This window comes from Enterobacter sp. Li2LvB3 (assembly GCF_056156645.1).
This window is the reverse complement of record NZ_JBSICG010000002.1, coordinates 119,383-135,852: the sequence shown is the minus strand read 5'-3', so window position 1 is coordinate 135,852 and position 16,470 is coordinate 119,383. Positions and strand designations below refer to the sequence as shown.

Annotated in this window: 20 protein-coding genes; 15 read left to right on the top strand and 5 right to left on the bottom strand. The window is 51.7% G+C overall.

Annotated features, from left to right (window positions below; all coding sequences use genetic code 11):
* Together ACS603_RS02210 and ACS603_RS02205 are read left to right on the top strand one after the other, a co-directional pair.
* Window positions 1-2,286 (top strand): replication endonuclease, encoded by a 2,286-nt coding sequence (locus ACS603_RS02210; RefSeq protein ID WP_474943681.1) that lies wholly within the window; start codon window positions 1-3, stop codon window positions 2,284-2,286.
* Between the two features lie 62 nt (window positions 2,287-2,348).
* Window positions 2,349-3,395, top strand: coding sequence for a DNA cytosine methyltransferase (locus ACS603_RS02205; RefSeq protein WP_394119439.1), 1,047 nt, complete (start codon window positions 2,349-2,351; stop codon window positions 3,393-3,395).
* Here the strand turns inward: ACS603_RS02205 and ACS603_RS02200 are convergent.
* The 4 genes from ACS603_RS02200 to ACS603_RS02185 form a co-directional block, all read right to left on the bottom strand.
* Window positions 3,377-4,126 carry an MAE_28990/MAE_18760 family HEPN-like nuclease gene (locus ACS603_RS02200; RefSeq protein ID WP_394119437.1) on the bottom strand — a complete coding sequence of 250 codons (750 nt, stop codon included), beginning with the start codon at window positions 4,124-4,126 and terminating at the stop codon, window positions 3,377-3,379. The genes ACS603_RS02205 and ACS603_RS02200 overlap by 19 nt on opposite strands.
* Window positions 4,127-4,131: 5 nt before the next feature.
* Window positions 4,132-5,253: a GmrSD restriction endonuclease domain-containing protein gene (locus tag ACS603_RS02195; RefSeq protein WP_394119435.1), complete on the bottom strand. Its 1,122-nt coding sequence runs from the start codon at window positions 5,251-5,253 to the stop codon at window positions 4,132-4,134.
* Window positions 5,254-5,580: 327 nt separating this feature from the next.
* Window positions 5,581-6,597: a phage portal protein gene (locus ACS603_RS02190; RefSeq protein WP_474943680.1), complete on the bottom strand. Its 1,017-nt coding sequence runs from the start codon at window positions 6,595-6,597 to the stop codon at window positions 5,581-5,583.
* 1 nt (window position 6,598) lies between these two features.
* The gene (locus tag ACS603_RS02185) at window positions 6,599-8,368 is read right to left on the bottom strand and encodes a terminase ATPase subunit family protein (protein WP_474943679.1); all 1,770 of its coding nucleotides are present in this window, start codon (window positions 8,366-8,368) and stop codon (window positions 6,599-6,601) included.
* Window positions 8,369-8,533: 165 nt separating this feature from the next.
* On the opposite strand from ACS603_RS02185, the gene ACS603_RS02180 reads away from it, so the two are divergent.
* The 11 genes from ACS603_RS02180 to ACS603_RS02130 all read left to right on the top strand — a co-directional run bounded on the left by ACS603_RS02180 (window position 8,534) and on the right by ACS603_RS02130 (window position 14,201).
* Entirely contained in the window at window positions 8,534-9,376 is an 843-nt protein-coding gene (locus ACS603_RS02180) for a GPO family capsid scaffolding protein (RefSeq protein ID WP_447222530.1), read from the top strand.
* A gap of 57 nt (window positions 9,377-9,433) precedes the next feature.
* Window positions 9,434-10,501, top strand: a complete 1,068-nt coding sequence (locus tag ACS603_RS02175; protein WP_474943678.1) for a phage major capsid protein, P2 family — start codon at window positions 9,434-9,436, stop codon at window positions 10,499-10,501.
* A 3-nt stretch (window positions 10,502-10,504) separates the two neighbouring features.
* The gene (locus ACS603_RS02170; RefSeq protein ID WP_474943677.1) at window positions 10,505-11,260 is read left to right on the top strand and encodes a phage terminase small subunit; all 756 of its coding nucleotides are present in this window, start codon (window positions 10,505-10,507) and stop codon (window positions 11,258-11,260) included.
* Window positions 11,261-11,359: 99 nt separating this feature from the next.
* Window positions 11,360-11,866 (top strand): head completion/stabilization protein, encoded by a 507-nt coding sequence (locus ACS603_RS02165; RefSeq protein WP_156240060.1) that lies wholly within the window; start codon window positions 11,360-11,362, stop codon window positions 11,864-11,866.
* Window positions 11,866-12,069 (top strand): tail protein X, encoded by a 204-nt coding sequence (locus ACS603_RS02160; protein ID WP_474943676.1) that lies wholly within the window; start codon window positions 11,866-11,868, stop codon window positions 12,067-12,069. Before ACS603_RS02165 ends, ACS603_RS02160 begins: the two co-directional genes overlap by 1 nt.
* Complete coding sequence (locus ACS603_RS02155; protein ID WP_474943675.1) at window positions 12,060-12,281, top strand: phage holin family protein; 222 nt, start codon at window positions 12,060-12,062, stop codon at window positions 12,279-12,281. The genes ACS603_RS02160 and ACS603_RS02155 overlap by 10 nt, the downstream gene beginning before the upstream one ends.
* Complete coding sequence (locus ACS603_RS02150) at window positions 12,265-12,774, top strand: lysozyme (protein ID WP_474943674.1); 510 nt, start codon at window positions 12,265-12,267, stop codon at window positions 12,772-12,774. The genes ACS603_RS02155 and ACS603_RS02150 overlap by 17 nt, the downstream gene beginning before the upstream one ends.
* The gene (gene lysB, locus ACS603_RS02145; protein WP_474943673.1) at window positions 12,771-13,196 is read left to right on the top strand and encodes an Rz-like lysis system protein LysB; all 426 of its coding nucleotides are present in this window, start codon (window positions 12,771-12,773) and stop codon (window positions 13,194-13,196) included. Before ACS603_RS02150 ends, lysB begins: the two co-directional genes overlap by 4 nt.
* Window positions 13,084-13,329, top strand: a complete 246-nt coding sequence (gene lysC, locus ACS603_RS02140) for an Rz1-like lysis system protein LysC (protein ID WP_474943672.1) — start codon at window positions 13,084-13,086, stop codon at window positions 13,327-13,329. Before lysB ends, lysC begins: the two co-directional genes overlap by 113 nt.
* Complete coding sequence (locus ACS603_RS02135; RefSeq protein WP_474943671.1) at window positions 13,292-13,759, top strand: phage tail protein; 468 nt, start codon at window positions 13,292-13,294, stop codon at window positions 13,757-13,759. Before lysC ends, ACS603_RS02135 begins: the two co-directional genes overlap by 38 nt.
* A complete protein-coding gene (locus tag ACS603_RS02130) occupies window positions 13,752-14,201 on the top strand; it encodes a phage virion morphogenesis protein (protein WP_474943670.1) in 450 nt (149 codons plus the stop codon). Before ACS603_RS02135 ends, ACS603_RS02130 begins: the two co-directional genes overlap by 8 nt.
* Window positions 14,202-14,327: 126 nt before the next feature.
* On the opposite strand, the gene ACS603_RS02125 is transcribed toward ACS603_RS02130, so the two are convergent.
* On the bottom strand, window positions 14,328-15,398 hold the full coding sequence (locus ACS603_RS02125) for a hypothetical protein (RefSeq protein ID WP_474943669.1): 1,071 nt from the start codon (window positions 15,396-15,398) through the stop codon (window positions 14,328-14,330).
* Window positions 15,399-15,486: 88 nt separating this feature from the next.
* Here ACS603_RS02125 and ACS603_RS02120 point away from each other — a divergent pair, with 88 nt between their 5' ends.
* Together ACS603_RS02120 and ACS603_RS02115 are read left to right on the top strand one after the other, a co-directional pair.
* Window positions 15,487-16,122 carry a phage baseplate assembly protein V gene (locus ACS603_RS02120; RefSeq protein WP_474943668.1) on the top strand — a complete coding sequence of 212 codons (636 nt, stop codon included), beginning with the start codon at window positions 15,487-15,489 and terminating at the stop codon, window positions 16,120-16,122.
* Window positions 16,119-16,469, top strand: a complete 351-nt coding sequence (locus ACS603_RS02115; RefSeq protein WP_474943667.1) for a GPW/gp25 family protein — start codon at window positions 16,119-16,121, stop codon at window positions 16,467-16,469. Before ACS603_RS02120 ends, ACS603_RS02115 begins: the two co-directional genes overlap by 4 nt.
* The last annotated feature ends 1 nt before the right edge of the window (window position 16,470 follow it).

Sequence of the window (16,470 nt, the reverse complement as noted above, 5' to 3'; positions counted from 1 at the left end):
ATGTCCAACGAACCTCGGGGGCGTGTTGCCCCCTCGCCACCACCATTTTTGAAGGGCACCAGTGATTCATTCGTTGGTGCTTATCCCTGGAATAACGTCACCAAAGAGGCCATTGGGCGCGACAGACCCCTTACACGTGCCGAACTCCGTCAGGTGCAAGGTGTTTTAAACCGGATTGACCGTCTGCCGTTTTTCCTGCAAACGCTGTTTACATCGCGTTATAACTTCATCCGCCGTAAAAAGAGCCCTTTAGGAGGGCTGTATTTCCTCAAAAACACGTTTGAGCGCAAGCTGCTGCCGCGTCTTGAGCGCGTTAATGAGCTGTGCGGGATGAATGAATCCGCCTCAATTGGCTTTTTGTCAGAGCGTGACCAGTATGCGCGCTTACCTGATATGAATGACAAAGAGCTCAGGAAATTCTCGGCAAGAATCGCCGCGCAACTCTGGAGCAAATACGAGGAACTGAGCGACGCCTGGGCGGTTGCGCACGGCGGTAGAGAGACTCTTTTCACCGATGAGGCGCAGGCGCATTTATACGGTCAGGTGGCCGGTGTCGCGCGCGCTTTCAATTTCACCCCGTTGTACTGGAAAAAATACCGTAAGGGTCAGATGACGATCCGCCAGGCATTTTCCGCTATTTCCCGTCTGATTAAAGATGAGTGGTGGGTTAACCAGCTCAAAGCACAGCGTATGCGCTGGCGCGAGGCGTTGCTCATTGCTGCCGGTGAGGTCAATAAAGACCGTTCACCCTACGCAAGCAAAATGGCGATCCGTGATGTTCACGCACGCCGCCTGGCTAATCTCGAATATCTGAAATCCTGCGAGCTGGAAAACAAAGTTACCGGCGAACGTATCGACCTCATCAGTAAAGTCATGGGGAGTATTTCAAACCCTGAAATTCGTCGCATGGAGCTGATGAATACTATCGCCGGGATTGAGCGCTACGCGGCCAGCGTGGGTGACGTTGGGATGTTTATCACGCTGACCACGCCGTCGAAGTATCACCCGACGCGTCAGGTCGGCAAAGGCGAAAACAAAACGGTACAGCTTAATCACGGCTGGAACGAAACCGCATTCACCCCCAAAGACGGCCAGCGCTATCTCTGCCGAATCTGGAGCCTGATACGCACCGCTTTCAAAGATAACGATTTAGACGTTTACGGGATGCGCGTTGTCGAGCCGCACCACGACGGTACGCCACACTGGCACATGATGCTGTTTTGCAAACCCGGTCAGCGTAAAGCCATTAACGAAATTATGCGTCGTTACGCGCTCAAAGAGGACGGACACGAAAAGGGCGCGGCAAAACAGCGCTTTGAGTCACGTCATCTTAATCAGGGCGGCGCGGCGGGTTATATCGCTAAGTACATTGCAAAAAATATCGACGGCTATGCGCTCGACGGCCAGCTCGACCACGACACCGGCAAGCCTCTGAAAGATACGGCCGCAGCTGTAACCGCTTGGGCATCTACATGGCGCATCCCGCAGTTTAAACCGATTGGCCTCCCGACGATGGGCGCTTACCGCGAACTGCGCAAGTTGCCGCGCGGGGTGAGTATTGCCAGCGAGTTTGACGACAGAGTCGAGGCTGCGCGAGCGGCTGCAGATGAAGGTGAGTTTGACCTGTATATCATCGCGCAGGGTGGGGCAAACATGCCGCGTGATGCTCAGGCCGTCAGGGTCGCCCGTAAGGTGACGGATGAGGTCAACGAGTATGAGGAAGATATCGAGAGGGTGGTCGGGATTTATGCCCCACACCTCGGGGCTCACCGTGTCCATGTAACCCGCTCAGCCGAATGGCGCATCGTTTCAAAGGTTTTGGCCGTTGAGCCTTTGACCTTAAAAAGCGGCTCTGCCGCGCCTCGGAGTCCTGTCAATAACTGTGGAAAGCTCACCAGCGGTGGCGATCCAGTTATGACACCCACATCGTCTGAGAAAGCCGCAGCGGTGTTAAATCTGATTGAGCGCGGGGTTATGGGCTGGGATGAGCCTGACGTCGTGAAGGTGCTTAACGGGGCACTAAAAGCTGGTACGCCACGCAAAAATCGCCAGCAAAGAAGCAATGCGCCGCTAAAAACGAGCGAGCAAGCGCCATCAGCTAGGATGACGAAGTCCGAAAGGGATCGCGTCGCAAAAATTCGTTTCAATTTGGCTCAGGAGGCCATTATCCCGGAACGCTGGGAACTCAATGCGTTGGCGCGAGGGGCAACGGTGATTTATGGCAATAAAAAATTCAAATTCCCTGCCACTGATGAGTGGAAGGGCGATTTAGCTCAAACATGGTGAAAAATGCTCGAGGTTTCGCTGATCTCTCTGTATAATTCGCGAGTGCATAACCGGAGACAAAAATGTTAGTTAAAGTTGTTGATCTTTTCTGTGGCGCTGGCGGCCTGACTCATGGCTTAGAGACTGCTGGCTTAGATGTTGTTGCTGGTATCGATTTAGAAGGTGCTTGCAGAGTAGCCTATGAAAGCAATAACTCGGCACGCTTCATCGAAAAAGACATATCCTTAGTATCAAAAGAAGATGTTGATATTTTTTTCTCGGGTGCTGACATTCGAGTTTTGGCCGGTTGCGCTCCATGTCAGCCTTTCTCAAAATATACTCAAGGCAAGGATAAGAAAAATGATAAGAAATGGCCTTTGTTATATGAGTTTGAGCGTTTAATTAAAGAGGTTAAGCCAGAAATAGTTACTATGGAGAATGTTCCTGATGTAACAAAACATTCAGTTTATGATGATTTTTACAACAGCCTAAGGTCTATGGGTTATTTCATTTGGGCTGACAAAGTTGAATGCGTAGATTATGGTATCCCGCAAAATAGAGTCAGGCATGTGCTGTTGGCTTCTAAGTTGGCACCATTAATGTTAATAAAACCTGATAAATACACTCCGCGTACAGTAAAGGAGTGTATTGGCAATTTGCCTACACTAAATGCAGGTCAGACAGACCCCAATGATCCTTTGCATAAAGCTAGCAAGCTAAGTGAAATAAATCTGAAGCGTATTTTGCACTCTAAGCCTGGTGGAACTTGGAGAGATTGGCCCCCAGAGTTAGTTGCATCATGCCACGCTCGAGAAAGCGGTCAAGGTTATGCCAGTGTATACGGTCGTATGGAATGGGATAAACCAAGTCCTACAATAACGACCCTTTGCTATGGATTTGGGAATGGCCGATTTGGTCATCCTGAGCAGAATAGAGCACTATCTTTACGGGAAGCTGCACTGCTCCAAACCTTCCCTGAAAATTATATTTTCTGTGCATCAGAAAAAGGTATTTCAATGAAGAGTGTTGGCAGAATGATTGGGAATGCGGTTCCCGTTAGGCTAGGTGAGGTCATCGGTAAATCAATTTTGACTCACCTAGCTGAACAAGGCTATACAGCTAATTGCTGATTCGGTTGTATAATTGGTGGCCTTAGATACAACTGGCCATCAAGATACTGCTGAATATTTTCTAAAATTTCTTCTAAATAATTAAATACTTCATCCTTTAATTCTTTAAGAGCATCAATTGATGTCTCCTGTCCTTTGTTAAGAAATGACTCCGAACCATGAGCAAGAGAGTTTCTTGCTTTTTTAATCTTGACAAGATTCCCTCCATTTCTTGTTCGTGAGGCATTGGTTACTGAGGAAAAACCATATTCATCAGCAACTTCCCTTATGACGCGAGCATCAACATTCCCGGAGAATAAAGGGTTTTTGTTTTCTTTTACCAATTTGTCATGCTCATTTAACCAGGCTCTAAGTACTAGTTTTGCAACTTCAGCATTGGCAAAGTTCATGTTTCCCACAACATTACTATCTATTCTCTTTAATGCCATTTTTGTGATCTTTTCACATAGCTGATCAACGCATAAATCAGGGTTTTTGCTTAATTGGCTATGTATATCTTCAATAGCATTAGCAGCAGTAGCTTCAATTAAGTTATACAATAGAATGAACATATTGGCTTTCAAAATATGAGTCATTTCAATGTCAATTTTTTTCTCCTCGTCAACGCCGGTCAATTTGTTTCGGAAAGAAAAAGCGGGTTTATCATCAATGATAAACTTTACGAAATCAAAATACTTTTCTATATCATCTCGTCGTTCTACGAAAAGAATTTTGCTTTGCATTACAACCATGAGGTTTACTCCTCAGCGTCATCAATAACATCGTGCACTGGCACACCTAACAACTTGTCGCGAACAAATTCAATTCGAGCTTTTACTTTCGGTCTTGAGTTTGACGCATCAGAACGTGTATGTGTTATAAATTCAGGTGAGTTTATCCATGCATCAACTGCCGGCGGTATCAGTTGAGGGTTTCGTATCAGAGCGAGCGTTGCACCAACAGAAATGGCTTCAAATCGAATTCTTGGAACAGTATTAGCGGTTGCGTTTTTTCTAAAGCCATTAGGGAAATGTTGCATCACGAAATGGCACATGTTCATAAATTGTGCAGTAAGAGCGGCTCGTTGCTCTTCTCGATAAGATTGGTTTTTTTCAATTAAATAGTCAGTTAAGAAAGAATCAACACTTTTATCAAACTCAAGATACTTATCAGTATAAGCAAAATATCGTAAAACTAATTCTGGGTATTCCGAACGTCGCTCACGAGCTGCATTTAAAGGACAAATACTCCTGAAAATAGGCTCTTCAGATAGTTGATTGACTAGGTCTAAGAATGGACCGTCATTAGTCCCCTGACGTTGTTCCATTGTAGTCAACTTAATACCACCGGTATTTAGACGGTCAAATATTTCTCTTCGCGCTTCCTCATCACAAAGTTCGGTCAGTTCAATCATACGAATTGTTTTTCGGTCGAAACGCAACTTTCGTGCAGGAGTGAAATCGGAGTACTTGAAACCATTTGCCGAAGTAAGTTTTTTCAGTCCATTTAGCTCAAATTGGTCATTCAGAAAATGGTAAAGGGTTCTTATGCGCTGACTGCCATCAACAATCTCCAGGCGCCCGTCATCATTCCCGATATCAGCAACAAAAACGTATGGGATAGGTATATTTAATAGCAGGGACTCGATAAACCTAGACTTCTGCACGTTGCTCCATACGAACTCCCTTTGATAATCAGGTATATAAAGCTCAGCTTCGTCTTTTTCTAGTCCAGTTTGGAATTTATCAACAATAACACTTACTGGAAATTCTCTGATTTGATGGTCCGTGATTTTTTGCATGGCAACGATTTCTGCATCAAGCGCAGCTCTATCCGCATCGTTTATCTCACGTACAGGATTTCTCGGTAGTCGGGCCATAATAATTCCTTATCGTTTTTCGCATCAGTGTGCATTTTTTTGCATGTGTAGTGTGCCCTAAATTTAATAACACAAGGCTTTGGTACGCAAGCGTTAGAAACTACAATGCACCTGCATCAAAAGCCCTCCCTTAAGAGTGCAGGCGAGGCGGGGATAGCACTGCGCGCCAGACGTGGTGACAGCATTTATTTTGCGCGTCTGGGTGCGTCGTGGTGGTGCGCTGTGCTTTCGGGTCGGGCGACGAGGTGTGCGAGGGATTACGGGGCGTGTGCGGCGTCTGGTACGCTCTGTGAAAGTGCCGCCCGGAGGCGGCATTTTTGGCGGGGTTTAGTCAGTCTCTATGCTGTAATCCTTAAAGCGGATCACCTCCATTCCTAACCAATCGTTTATTTCTTTGAAACGTTCCTGTAGCGGCGTCAGCTCGTTACGCACAAACACCCGCGCCACTTTCTCGATATCCCCCATCGAGCCGATATTTTCAGGCTTACCGCCCATGAGCTGAAACGGCACGCGGTGAGCATCGAGCAAGTCGGCGGCGCTTACCTTCTTGATGTTAAAAAAATCATCCTTCGTGGCGACTTCACTTAGCGGAACAATCTTGATGCCATCCGGTTTCCCGTTCGGGGCATAGAAAAACAGGTTTTTAAAATTCCCGAGTCCTTTCGAGTCACGCATCGCGGAGCGCAGCGACTCGACATCGGTGCTGCTTTGCGCCGCGTCGGTCACGTACATGATGTAACCCGCGTGAGCGCCGTTCTGGTAATACTTACGGCGGAACAGCGTGGCTGATTCATTCAGCCAGGCGGAATTAAGCGCGCTCAGGTATTCCGGCATCCCGTAGAGCTCCTGATTGATATCGGGCTCAAGCAGATGAAACACCGAGCCGGGCGCGAACTGGTGCGGGTGGGTAAAGCTCGATACGTACCAATAGACATCTTCCTCGACACCCCGGCGGGTGTATTTGGCCGGGGAGGTTTCCAGTTTAAAGAGCTGGCCGGTGACGCTCATGCGCTTTTCCAGATAGCCGTTAGCAAAGACCAGATAATCGAGCACAAGGCGGCTAAAGTCCTGACGTGACAGCAATGGATGCGGGATATAGGTGCTGGTCAGAATGTTGCGCTTAACGTAAATCGGGGAGCTGTGGTGTACGGCGGCGCGCAGGCTTTTAGCGAGCCCGGAGAAGTTGACCGGCGGCTCGTACCATTTCCCGTTATTGATGCATTCGACATAGTCGAGAATATCGCGGCGATCCAGAACGGGGGAGGGCTCACCAAAGGTGAACGCCTCCATTTTTTGCGGTGCGCTGGCGGTCATGGTGGTGGTTTTCTTTTGGCGTTTTTTCATCTTAGTTAATATCCAGAATTGAGGATGATTGCATTCCGCTTCCGGCGGAAAGCGGCTCGTTTAAAAGGGCGTGCATGGTCGCCCACGCGATATCCGCATGGCTGGCCTCTTCACTGCGGCTGGCTTCATAGGTGGCACTGCGGCCACTGCTGGTCATGGTTTTGCGGATAGCCATAAATGACTGCGTGATGTCGGTCGCACCGGCGTCATACTCCAGACAACCACGGCGAATCGTGTCTTTCGCCTTGAGTACCATTGCGGTTTTCATTTCCGGCGTGTAGCGGATGGCGCGTGCGGCCGGGAAGAATGAGCGCACAAGCTGGTAAACACCCTGGCCGATGCCGGTCGCATCGATGCCGATATAGTCGACGGTGTATTTCTCTGTCAGTGCCCGGATGGCCTCGGCCTGCGCGGCAAAGTCCATGCCTTTCCACTGATGACGCTCAAGGATGCGGAACTTGCCACCGGCAACCAGTGGCGGAGCCAGTACCGCACACCCGGCGCTGTCGCCGGTGTGTGACGGGTCATAGCCAATCCAGACTGGTCGCCAGTTAAACGGACGGTCTGCGAACGGTTCGAAGTCCTCCCATTCTTCCATCGCATCGACCATGCAGCGCTGCAGCTCCTCGAACGGGAATACCGACGCCTTATCGTCGACAAACTCGCACATAAACAGGTTACGGAAGTCATCCGCGCTGTTTTCCTGTTTAAGCTGGTCGAGGTTAAAGAGAGTACAGCCACCGGCGAGTGCGTCCTCAATGGTGACAATCTGCCGCCACTGGCCGTCCGGGCAAAGTACGCCACCGGCAAGCGCTTTGTGAGTGATATCGATGTCGACACGTTCGTCGCGGTTACTGCGGCCACGATTAAACAGCTCGCCTGACCAGAACGGATAAGCACCATGCGCCAGCGTGGATGGGGTCGAAAAATAGGTGGTGCGCAGGTGTGACTGCGAGGCCATGCCCGAGGCCACTTTGCGCAGCTTCTGGAAATTGGGTATCCAGAAAATTTCATCGACATACAGGTCGCCGTTGTGGCTCTGCGCGGTGTTGGAATTCGTCCCGAGGAAAATCAGCTCAGCACCGTTATTGCCGATGACAATCGGGTCGCCTGACAGGTCGACGTCGACCAGACGTGCAAAGGCGATGATGTATTTTCGGAACACGTAAGCCTGCGTTTTACTGGCCGACAGAAATATCTGGTTTTGCCCGGTCTTGAGGGCGCGCAGTAGTGCCTCGCGCGCAAAGTAGAACGTTGCGCCAATCTGGCGCGATTTCAGTATGTGGCGAATGCGATGCGCGATGCCTGCCTTATGCCAGTTGAGCTGATACTCAAAGGACTGGTCGAAGAAAATCTCTTCCAGCTTCTCGATTGCCTCGTCGCTGAAATAATTACGTTTCGGCTTTTTGCGATCCCCTTTGTTACGGCTGGCTATATTTGGGTTTAAATCCGCCTCGTTTCCGGTCTGGCCGTAACGGTTCACGCGCGCGAGGCGCTCCATCTGGCGCGACAGAAAATCAGCGACTTTAAAATCATGTGCGGTCAGGTCAGGCTTTGCGTAAAGCTGGATGAGTCGCGCCTCTAACGTCGATTCAACGCGGTTAATCGGCGCGGTTTCTTCCCATCCATCACGCTGCTTCCAGCTCTGCACAGTCGGGCGCTTTATCTTCAGCGTCTCTGATATTTGCGGTACAGAAAATCCCTGCCAGAACAACAGACGCGCCTGTCGTCGCGGGTCATTTAACAGTGAAAGGTCAGTCGAAATGGTCATGTTTGCCTCGTTTTGGTGTCACGAGGCAAGGCTAAGGAAATAGGCGGGCATTATCGCTAAGCCCCTGTTGTGTCAGGGGTTGCACTTCTGTAACCGGTGGCTGATGCGGGGCTGAGTCGGGAAACTAACCCCGACCCGAAAACCCAACATCAGGACACCTGAACAATGGCAAAGAAAGTTTCTAAATGGTTTCGCATCGGCGTCGAGGGTGACACCTGCGATGGCCGTGTCATCAGTGGCGATGATATTCAGGATATGGCCGACACGTTCGACCCGCGCGTTTATGGCTGTCGCATTAACCTCGAACATCTGCGCGGCATCCTGCCCGACAGCGTGCTCAAACGTTATGGCGACGTGACCGAAGTGAAAGTCGAAATCATCAGCGATGACTCTGCACTAAACGGCAAAAAAGCGCTGTTTGGCAAAATCGCACCGCTCGATGAACTGGTCAGTATGGTGAAAGCTGGTCAGAAGGTTTACACCTCAATGGAGATCCGCCCGAACTTTGCCAACAGCGGCAAATGTTACCTCGTTGGCCTTGCTGTTACCGATGATCCGGCAAGTCTCGGCACTGAATATCTCGAATTCTGCAGCCGTGCCACGCAGAACCCGCTCGCCGGTAAAAAAGCCCACCCTGACGACCTCTTTTCTGTGGCCTCACTGGCTGAGCTGGAATTTGAGGATGTTCCCGACACCATGTTCAACAGCCTGACCGACAAGGTCAAAGCCATTTTCAGCCGTAAGCAGGCCAGCGATGACGCGCGTTTAGCTGATGTGCATGAAGCGGTGACCACCGTCACCGAGCTGGTGCAAACCAATCTTACTGCCACCGACCAGCGCGTCACCGGGCTGGAGACCGAGCTTGCGCAGCTTAAGCAGGCGAACGAAGAAAGCGCACAGGCGTTTATCTCCCTCAAAAGCTCCCTCGATAACACCGAAAGCCAGCGCCAGCCGCGCCGCGAGCTTTCCAAAGGTGGTACGGGCGACGAGCTGCTGACCAACTGCTGATAAAGCGCCGGGCGCGCTGCCCGGCCTGAACTCCCTTTTTAGAAAACAGGAATAACCATGCGTAAAGATACCCGTTTCAAATTCAATGCCTACCTGTCCCGCGTCGCGGAACTGAACGGCGTCGACACCGACGACGTGGCGAAAAAATTCACCGTCGAGCCGTCGGTCACGCAAACTCTGATGAACACCCTGCAGATGTCATCCGCGTTTCTGACCAAAGTTAACATCGTGCCGGTCGACGAGCTGAAAGGCGAAAAAGTCGGGGTAGGTGTTAACGGTACAATTGCGAGTACCGCCGACACCGCCGGTGATGATGAGCGTAAAACCGCTGACTTCACCGCGCTGGAGTCCAACAAGTACGAGTGCGCGCAGGTTAACTTTGACTTCCATATCCGCTACAAACAGCTTGACCTGTGGGCGCGCTTCCAGGACTTCCAGACTCGTATCCGTGACGCGATTATCAAGCGTCAGTCGCTCGATTTCATCATGGCCGGTTTCAACGGTACTAAGCGTGCTGATACGTCCGACCGTGCGAAAAACCCTATGCTGCAGGATGTTACGGTGGGCTGGCTGCAGAAGTATCGCAATGAAGCGCCAGCGCGCGTGATGTCAAAAATCACCGACGAGGAAGGTGCTGTTATTTCCGATGTGATCCGCGTGGGCAAAAACGGTGATTATGCGAACCTCGACGCGCTGGTCATGGATGCCACCGGAAACCTGATTGACGAGATTTATCAGGATGACCCGGAGCTGGTTGTTATCACTGGCCGTAAGCTGATGGCGGATAAGTATTTCCCTATCGTCAACCAGGAGCAGGCAAACACCGAGTCGCTGGCCGCTGACATCATCATCAGCCAGAAGCGCATCGGCAACCTGCCAGCCGTGCGCGTGCCTTACTTCCCGGCTAATGCGCTGATGGTGACGCGTCTCGACAACCTGTCTATCTACTTCATGGATGACGCGCACCGTCGCAGCATCATCGAAAACCCGAAGAAAGACCGCGTCGAAAACTACGAGTCAATGAATGTTGACTATGTGGTCGAGGCTTACGCCGCCGGTTGCCTGATTGAAAATATCGCGCTCGGTGACTTCACCGCCCCTGCAGCACCGGAAAGCGGAGAGTAAGCCATGACGAGTCCCGCAGCGCGTCACATGATGCGGGTCTCGGCCTCTGAAACTGCGCGGCGGGTTGCTTCGCCGCTGCGCAATGCAACTGCTTATGAGCAGATGCTGGTTAAGCTGGCCGCAGACTGTCGCACACTAAAACAAATCCGCTCAAACGAGAATAAGGCCGACAAAAAGCGCGAGCTGCTGCCGTTCTATCTGCCGTGGGTGGCTGGCGTCCTCGAAAACGGCAAGGGGGCGCAGGATGACATCGTGATGACAGTCATGCTGTGGCGTCTCGATGCCAACGACATCACCGGGGCGCTGGAGATTGCCCGTTACGCGATGACCTATGGCATGACCATGCCGACCGGGCGACGTCCGACGCCGTATCTGCTGGCCGAAGAGGTGGCACTCGCTGCGCAGCGCCTGCGCGATGCAAAGCGGCCGGTTGAACTGGCGAACCTGCTCGACACCCTCGCGCTGACTGAGCGTGCAGATATGCCCGATATAGTGCGTGCGAAGTTGCACAAAATCACCGGGTATGTGCTGCGCGACGCGGAGCAACTGCCCGAGGCACTGGCGCACCTGCAGCGTGCGATCCAGTTAGAGCGCAGCATTGGGGTGAAAAAAGACATTGAGCAGTTAGAGCGCCAGCTCAGGCCAAAACCCGAACCTGCACCGAAAACCAAAACGACTCAACCACGCACGCGCAAAGCTGCTGCTAAACCGGCGACACGGCGCGGGCGTCCACCAAAGGCGGCAAAAGCCGCAGGTTAACCGAGCGCTCCCCGAGCCGGGCGGCACGCCGGTCAATGCGGGTATCAATTGCCCTGACTGCGACCGGCGTCCACCGCCCACCTATTACCCGAGGTTGTCATGACGACGCTGATTATTGAGCAAAACAAAGAGCCGCAGGATGTGCCGGGCGTGGTGATACCGCCGCCGGGTGTGAGCGAGCCGGTAATCAAAAACACCCCGTTTTACCCTGATGTTGATCCGAAGCGCGTGCGGGAAGAAATGCGCCTTGAGCAGACCGTTTCCCCTGTGCGCCTGCGCCGGGCGATTAAAACCGCCATCGCGGAGACTAACGCGGAGCTGGGCGAGTGGCGCGAGCGTCAGCTCGATGCCGGTTATGCCACGCTGGCTGATGTCCCGACCGACGAGCTCGACGGCGAGAGCGTGCGGGTTTTCCACTATTTCAATGCCGTGTGCTCGATGACGACGGCCACGCTTTATGAGCGTTTTCGCGGTGTGGATGCGACCGCTAAAGGCGATAAAAAGGCCGACAGCATCGACAGCACTATCGATGAGATGTGGCGGGATATGCGCTGGTCAGTTGCGCGCATCCAGGACAAGGCGCGCTGCATTGTGGGACAAATCTGATGAAAGCCTATGCGCTGCAGGGGGACACCCTCGACGCGATTTGCGCGCGGTACTACGGGCGCAGTGAGGGTGTGCTCGAAACCGTGCTGGAAGCGAATCCCGGCCTGTCTGAGCTCGGCGTGATCCTGCCGCATGGTACGGCGGTTGAACTGCCCGAGGCCGACAGCGCGGCCAGAACTGAAACGGTGAATCTATGGGACTGAGTATGGAGAAAATCACCACCTTTATCGCCTACTGGCTGGCCGTTGCGGTGGCCTATTTCGGGGCGATGTCACCCGAAAAGGTGGCGCTTTATGTGGGGGTCGGATGCGCCATTTTTACCGCGCTGACGAATTACTGGTTTAAACGAAAAACCTATCGCTATCTGACATCACTCGGACTCGATAAGGGGGCAATTCGTGGGCTCAATCATTAAACGATGCAGTGTGGCCGCAGTGCTGGCGCTGGCGGTGTTGATGCCTGACTTTCGTCTGCTTAACACCTCGCCCGAGGGGCTGGCGCTGATTGCCGACCTCGAAGGATGTCGCCTGACACCTTACCAGTGCAGCGCGGGAGTGTGGACGTCAGGCATCGGCCACACTGCCGGGGTCGTACCGAAAGGGGAAATCACCGAGCGTCAGGCGGCGGCGAACCTCGTCGCGGATGTGCTGAACGTCGAGAGGCGTCTGGCTGTCTGCGTGCCGGTGGAAATGCCGCAGCGCATTTACGACACGCTGGTCAGTTTCTCATTCAACGTGGGAACCGGCGCGGCCTGCCGGTCGACGCTGGTCTCGTATATCAAACGCCAGCAATGGTGGCAGGCGTGCGACCAGCTCACCCGATGGGTTTATGTGAACGGCTCTGTTAACAAAGGGCTGGAAAACCGACGCGCGCGTGAGCGTGCTTACTGCATCAGGGGCATTCCATGAAAGTGACGTTGTTTTTAGTGGCCGCACTGATTGCGGTTGTGCTGTGGCAACGCCACGAGAACGGCAACCTGACGCGCTCTTTTGAACGGGCGAACAAGGTCGCCACCGAACAAAAAACCGCGATCGGAATGCTGAAAAATCAGCTTTCCGTGTCGCAGGGAATTGCCAGGCGAAATGAAACCGCGCAGGTCAGTTTACGCGGGGAACTGATTGCCGCCGGTGCGATGGCCGTGCGGCGTGAAGAGACCATAACGAGGCTGTTAAATGAAAATGAAGAGCTGCGCCGGTGGTATGGCGCTCATTTGCCTGATGTTGTGCGCAGGCTGCACACCCGCGCCGGTTGCGCCTCCGCCGGTCATTGTGTACAGCGCCTGCCCGAAGGTGAGCTATTGCCCGATGCCGGAAAGCGAACCGGCCACTAATGGCGACCTGAGTGCAGACATCCGTAGGCTTGAGCACGCGCTCACCGCCTGCGCGCTGCAGGTTGAAACCGTCAAAGACTGTCAGGATAAACTCGATGAAGAAAGCTCACAGCCTGCGCGAAGCGTTGACTGACGCCGTCCCGCAGTTAAAAACTAATCCCGAAATGATGCGCATCTTTGCCGATGAGGGGAATATCGACGCGCGTCTCGCGGCCTCGCTGTCACACGAAAAGATTTACACCCTGAATGTGATCGTGTGTGACTTTGTCGGCGACCCGGATTTGATATTCGTGCCGGTGGCCGCATGGCTCAGGGAAAACCAGCCGGATATCTGCACGCTCGATGACGGACGAAAGAAGGGCTACCGTTTCCAGATGGATTTAAACGACGGGGACAGTGTCGACATCAGTATCAGCCTGCAGCTCACCGAGCGCACCCTCATCCAGGAGGAAAACGGCGCGCTGCATGTGAGCTATGCCCCTGAGCCGCCATTGCCTGAGCCTGTTACCCGACCAAAAGAGCTCTATATCAACGGCGAACTGGTGAGTAAATGGGATGAGTGACTTTAAGCCCTTTGACGGCCAGCTCGCCGGGCTACTTGCCGCCCTGTCACCTGCAGGGCGCCGACGGCTTGCCGGTGAGATTGCGAAGGAGCTGCGCAAGTCGCAACAGCAACGAATAAAACAGCAAAAAGCACCCGACGGTTCACCGTATAAGGCGCGAAAACGCCAGCCGCTCAGGGCAAAGACCGGGCGAATCAAAAGGGCGATGTTTCAGACGCTGCGCACAAGCCGGTACATGAAAGCCAGTGGCCGTGAAAATAGCGCGGTGGTGGAATTTACGGGCAAAGTGCAGCGCATCGCGCGTGTCCATCAGTACGGCCTCAAAGACCGGCCAAACGAGCACGCTCAGGACGTGCAGTATCCTGAGCGGCAATTGTTGGGGTTTAGTCGGGAAGATAAACAGTTAGTCGAGATAATGGTTATTAAACATCTAAGAGGCTAATTTTTCCGTTATTTATCCAAAGCGTGCGAACGCCGCTGTAGTGGGGCAGCGGCGTTTAAACTCAAAACATATTCTAGCGGTGGGTTTTGATGAGTGTGATTTAAAGGTAATTCATCATTGGATTTGCTATTTTGGCTTTATTGCATTTATTAAGGAGGCTATTTGCTCGATGCCATCAAATGTTGATGGGATTTTTTCCTCAGATGGCATTATATTCGAAAATACAACATCTTCAAATTTTGATAGAGCCCCAGGATTACCTTCTCTTACACCTTTTGAGTAATCAGCATAACTTTGGATGAATTGGCATAGGCTTCTGCGCAATTCTAACTGCAAGATCTGCGTCCTTAGTGATGAGTTATTTTGTAATGCGACTCTAAAGTAATATATAAAGATGAGTGTGAGCGATATTAATGGTATCAGAGACAAGGCTTGAGATAGAGTGCTTAAGCTATCCCCGGCGCTTTTTAAAAGTAAGGTTTCAACTATGAGTGGAGTTGGAATTATGATTGCTAAGAAAAATAAAAGCCATTTTGATAAGGACAGTTCGCTTTTTTTTTGTTTCCATAGTGAATTAAACCCATCATAAAGACCAACAAAGTTAAAGGCGCTTTCATAGTTTTTTAGTGTTAATTTAATGTCGTCAATTTTGGCTTCTTTTTCTTTAATGTAATCCTTCCATTGAGAAGAGAATTTTTTTGCTTCATTCACTTGTTCATTGAATTGTTTGAATGTTTTCACGTCCTCGCTGTCAAAGAAATTTTTCACTATACTAATTGGCATTTCTCTTAACGCATAATCGATCTGGGCACGACTTCTTTCATCAAATTCATGATATCTATATATCCCAAAGTCTTTTATGGTTTTTATTATATCGTATGAGGGGTGTACAGTTGATGAAAATGACGTGGGCTCTAAGCAAAACCTAAAGCAAGTGGAGAAAACAATGTTGATTTCCTCTTCAGCCATCGATTTATCATCGAGTTCGCGTTCAAAAACACTGCCAATCATTTCAATGTTAAAACTTGCCCTATCATCCCATTCATCAGGTTTTTCCATGAAAACATTAAATATTCTGATGATTAACTCGTTTCTATCTCGTTGAAACTCACTCAACCCTGAGAGCATTTTAAGTGCGTTGGAGTATTGGAGCATTAAGTTTCTAATTTCGGATGAAGAAAAGAACGGTGTAGTCATTATTCGCGCCTGTGGAAGTTTTGTTGTGACGTTGGTGAGCAAAACTAACGAAGTTCAATTCGTTTTTTTTAAAATACATGATGTGTGTATGAATACTCAACTTAATGAAGTGATGCGTATTTTACGCAACCTCATCCGCACCGGCATTGTGACCGACGTTGACACCGTCGGGGGGCTTTGCCGTGTCCAGACCGGCGGCATGAAAACCACCTGGTTAAACTGGCTCACCTCTCGCGCCGGTCGCTCGCGGGTGTGGTGGGCTCCCTCGGTCGGTGAGCAGGTGCTAATCCTTGCTATTGGCGGTGAGCTCGACACGGCCTTTGTATTGCCGGGCATTTTCTCGGATGACCATCCCGCGCCATCGGCCTCACTTGATGCGCTTCACGTTGCCTTTCCTGACGGTGCGGTCATTGAGTATGAGCCTGAAACCAGCTCGCTGACTGTTTCCGGTATCAAAACTGCCGACGTGACCGCGTCCGACGCCATTACGGCCACCGTGCCGGTGGTACTGGTGAAAGCGGCAACCCGCATCACGCTCGACACACCCGAGGTGGTGTGCACCAACAAGCTAATAACCGGCTCGCTCGAAGTGCAGAAGGGCGGAACGATGAAAGGGAATATCTCTCACAACGGCGGGAAACTGACCTCGAACGGGGTGCAGGTGGATGACCACGACCACGGCGGTGTGAGAAGTGGCGACGACAGAACGGTGGGGACGAAATGACGGTGCGTTATCTGGGAATGAACAGCCAGACGGGGCTCAGTATCTCTGAGGTTGAGCATATCAGGCAAAGCGTGCGCGACATTCTGGTCACTCCGGTTGGCTCGCGTGTCATGCGCCGTGAATACGGCTCGCTGTTATCGGCGCTGATTGACCAGCCGCAGACCCCGGCACTGCGCCTGCAGATTATGGCCGCGTGCTATTCCGCGATCCAGAAGTGGGAGCCGCGCGTCAGCCTGACAACCATCACCTTTGAACGGTCAGACACCGACGGCGGGCTTTATGTCGATATCAACGGCACGCGATCGACATCAGGCCAGCCGTTTTCCATCACCATTCCACTGAGTTAAA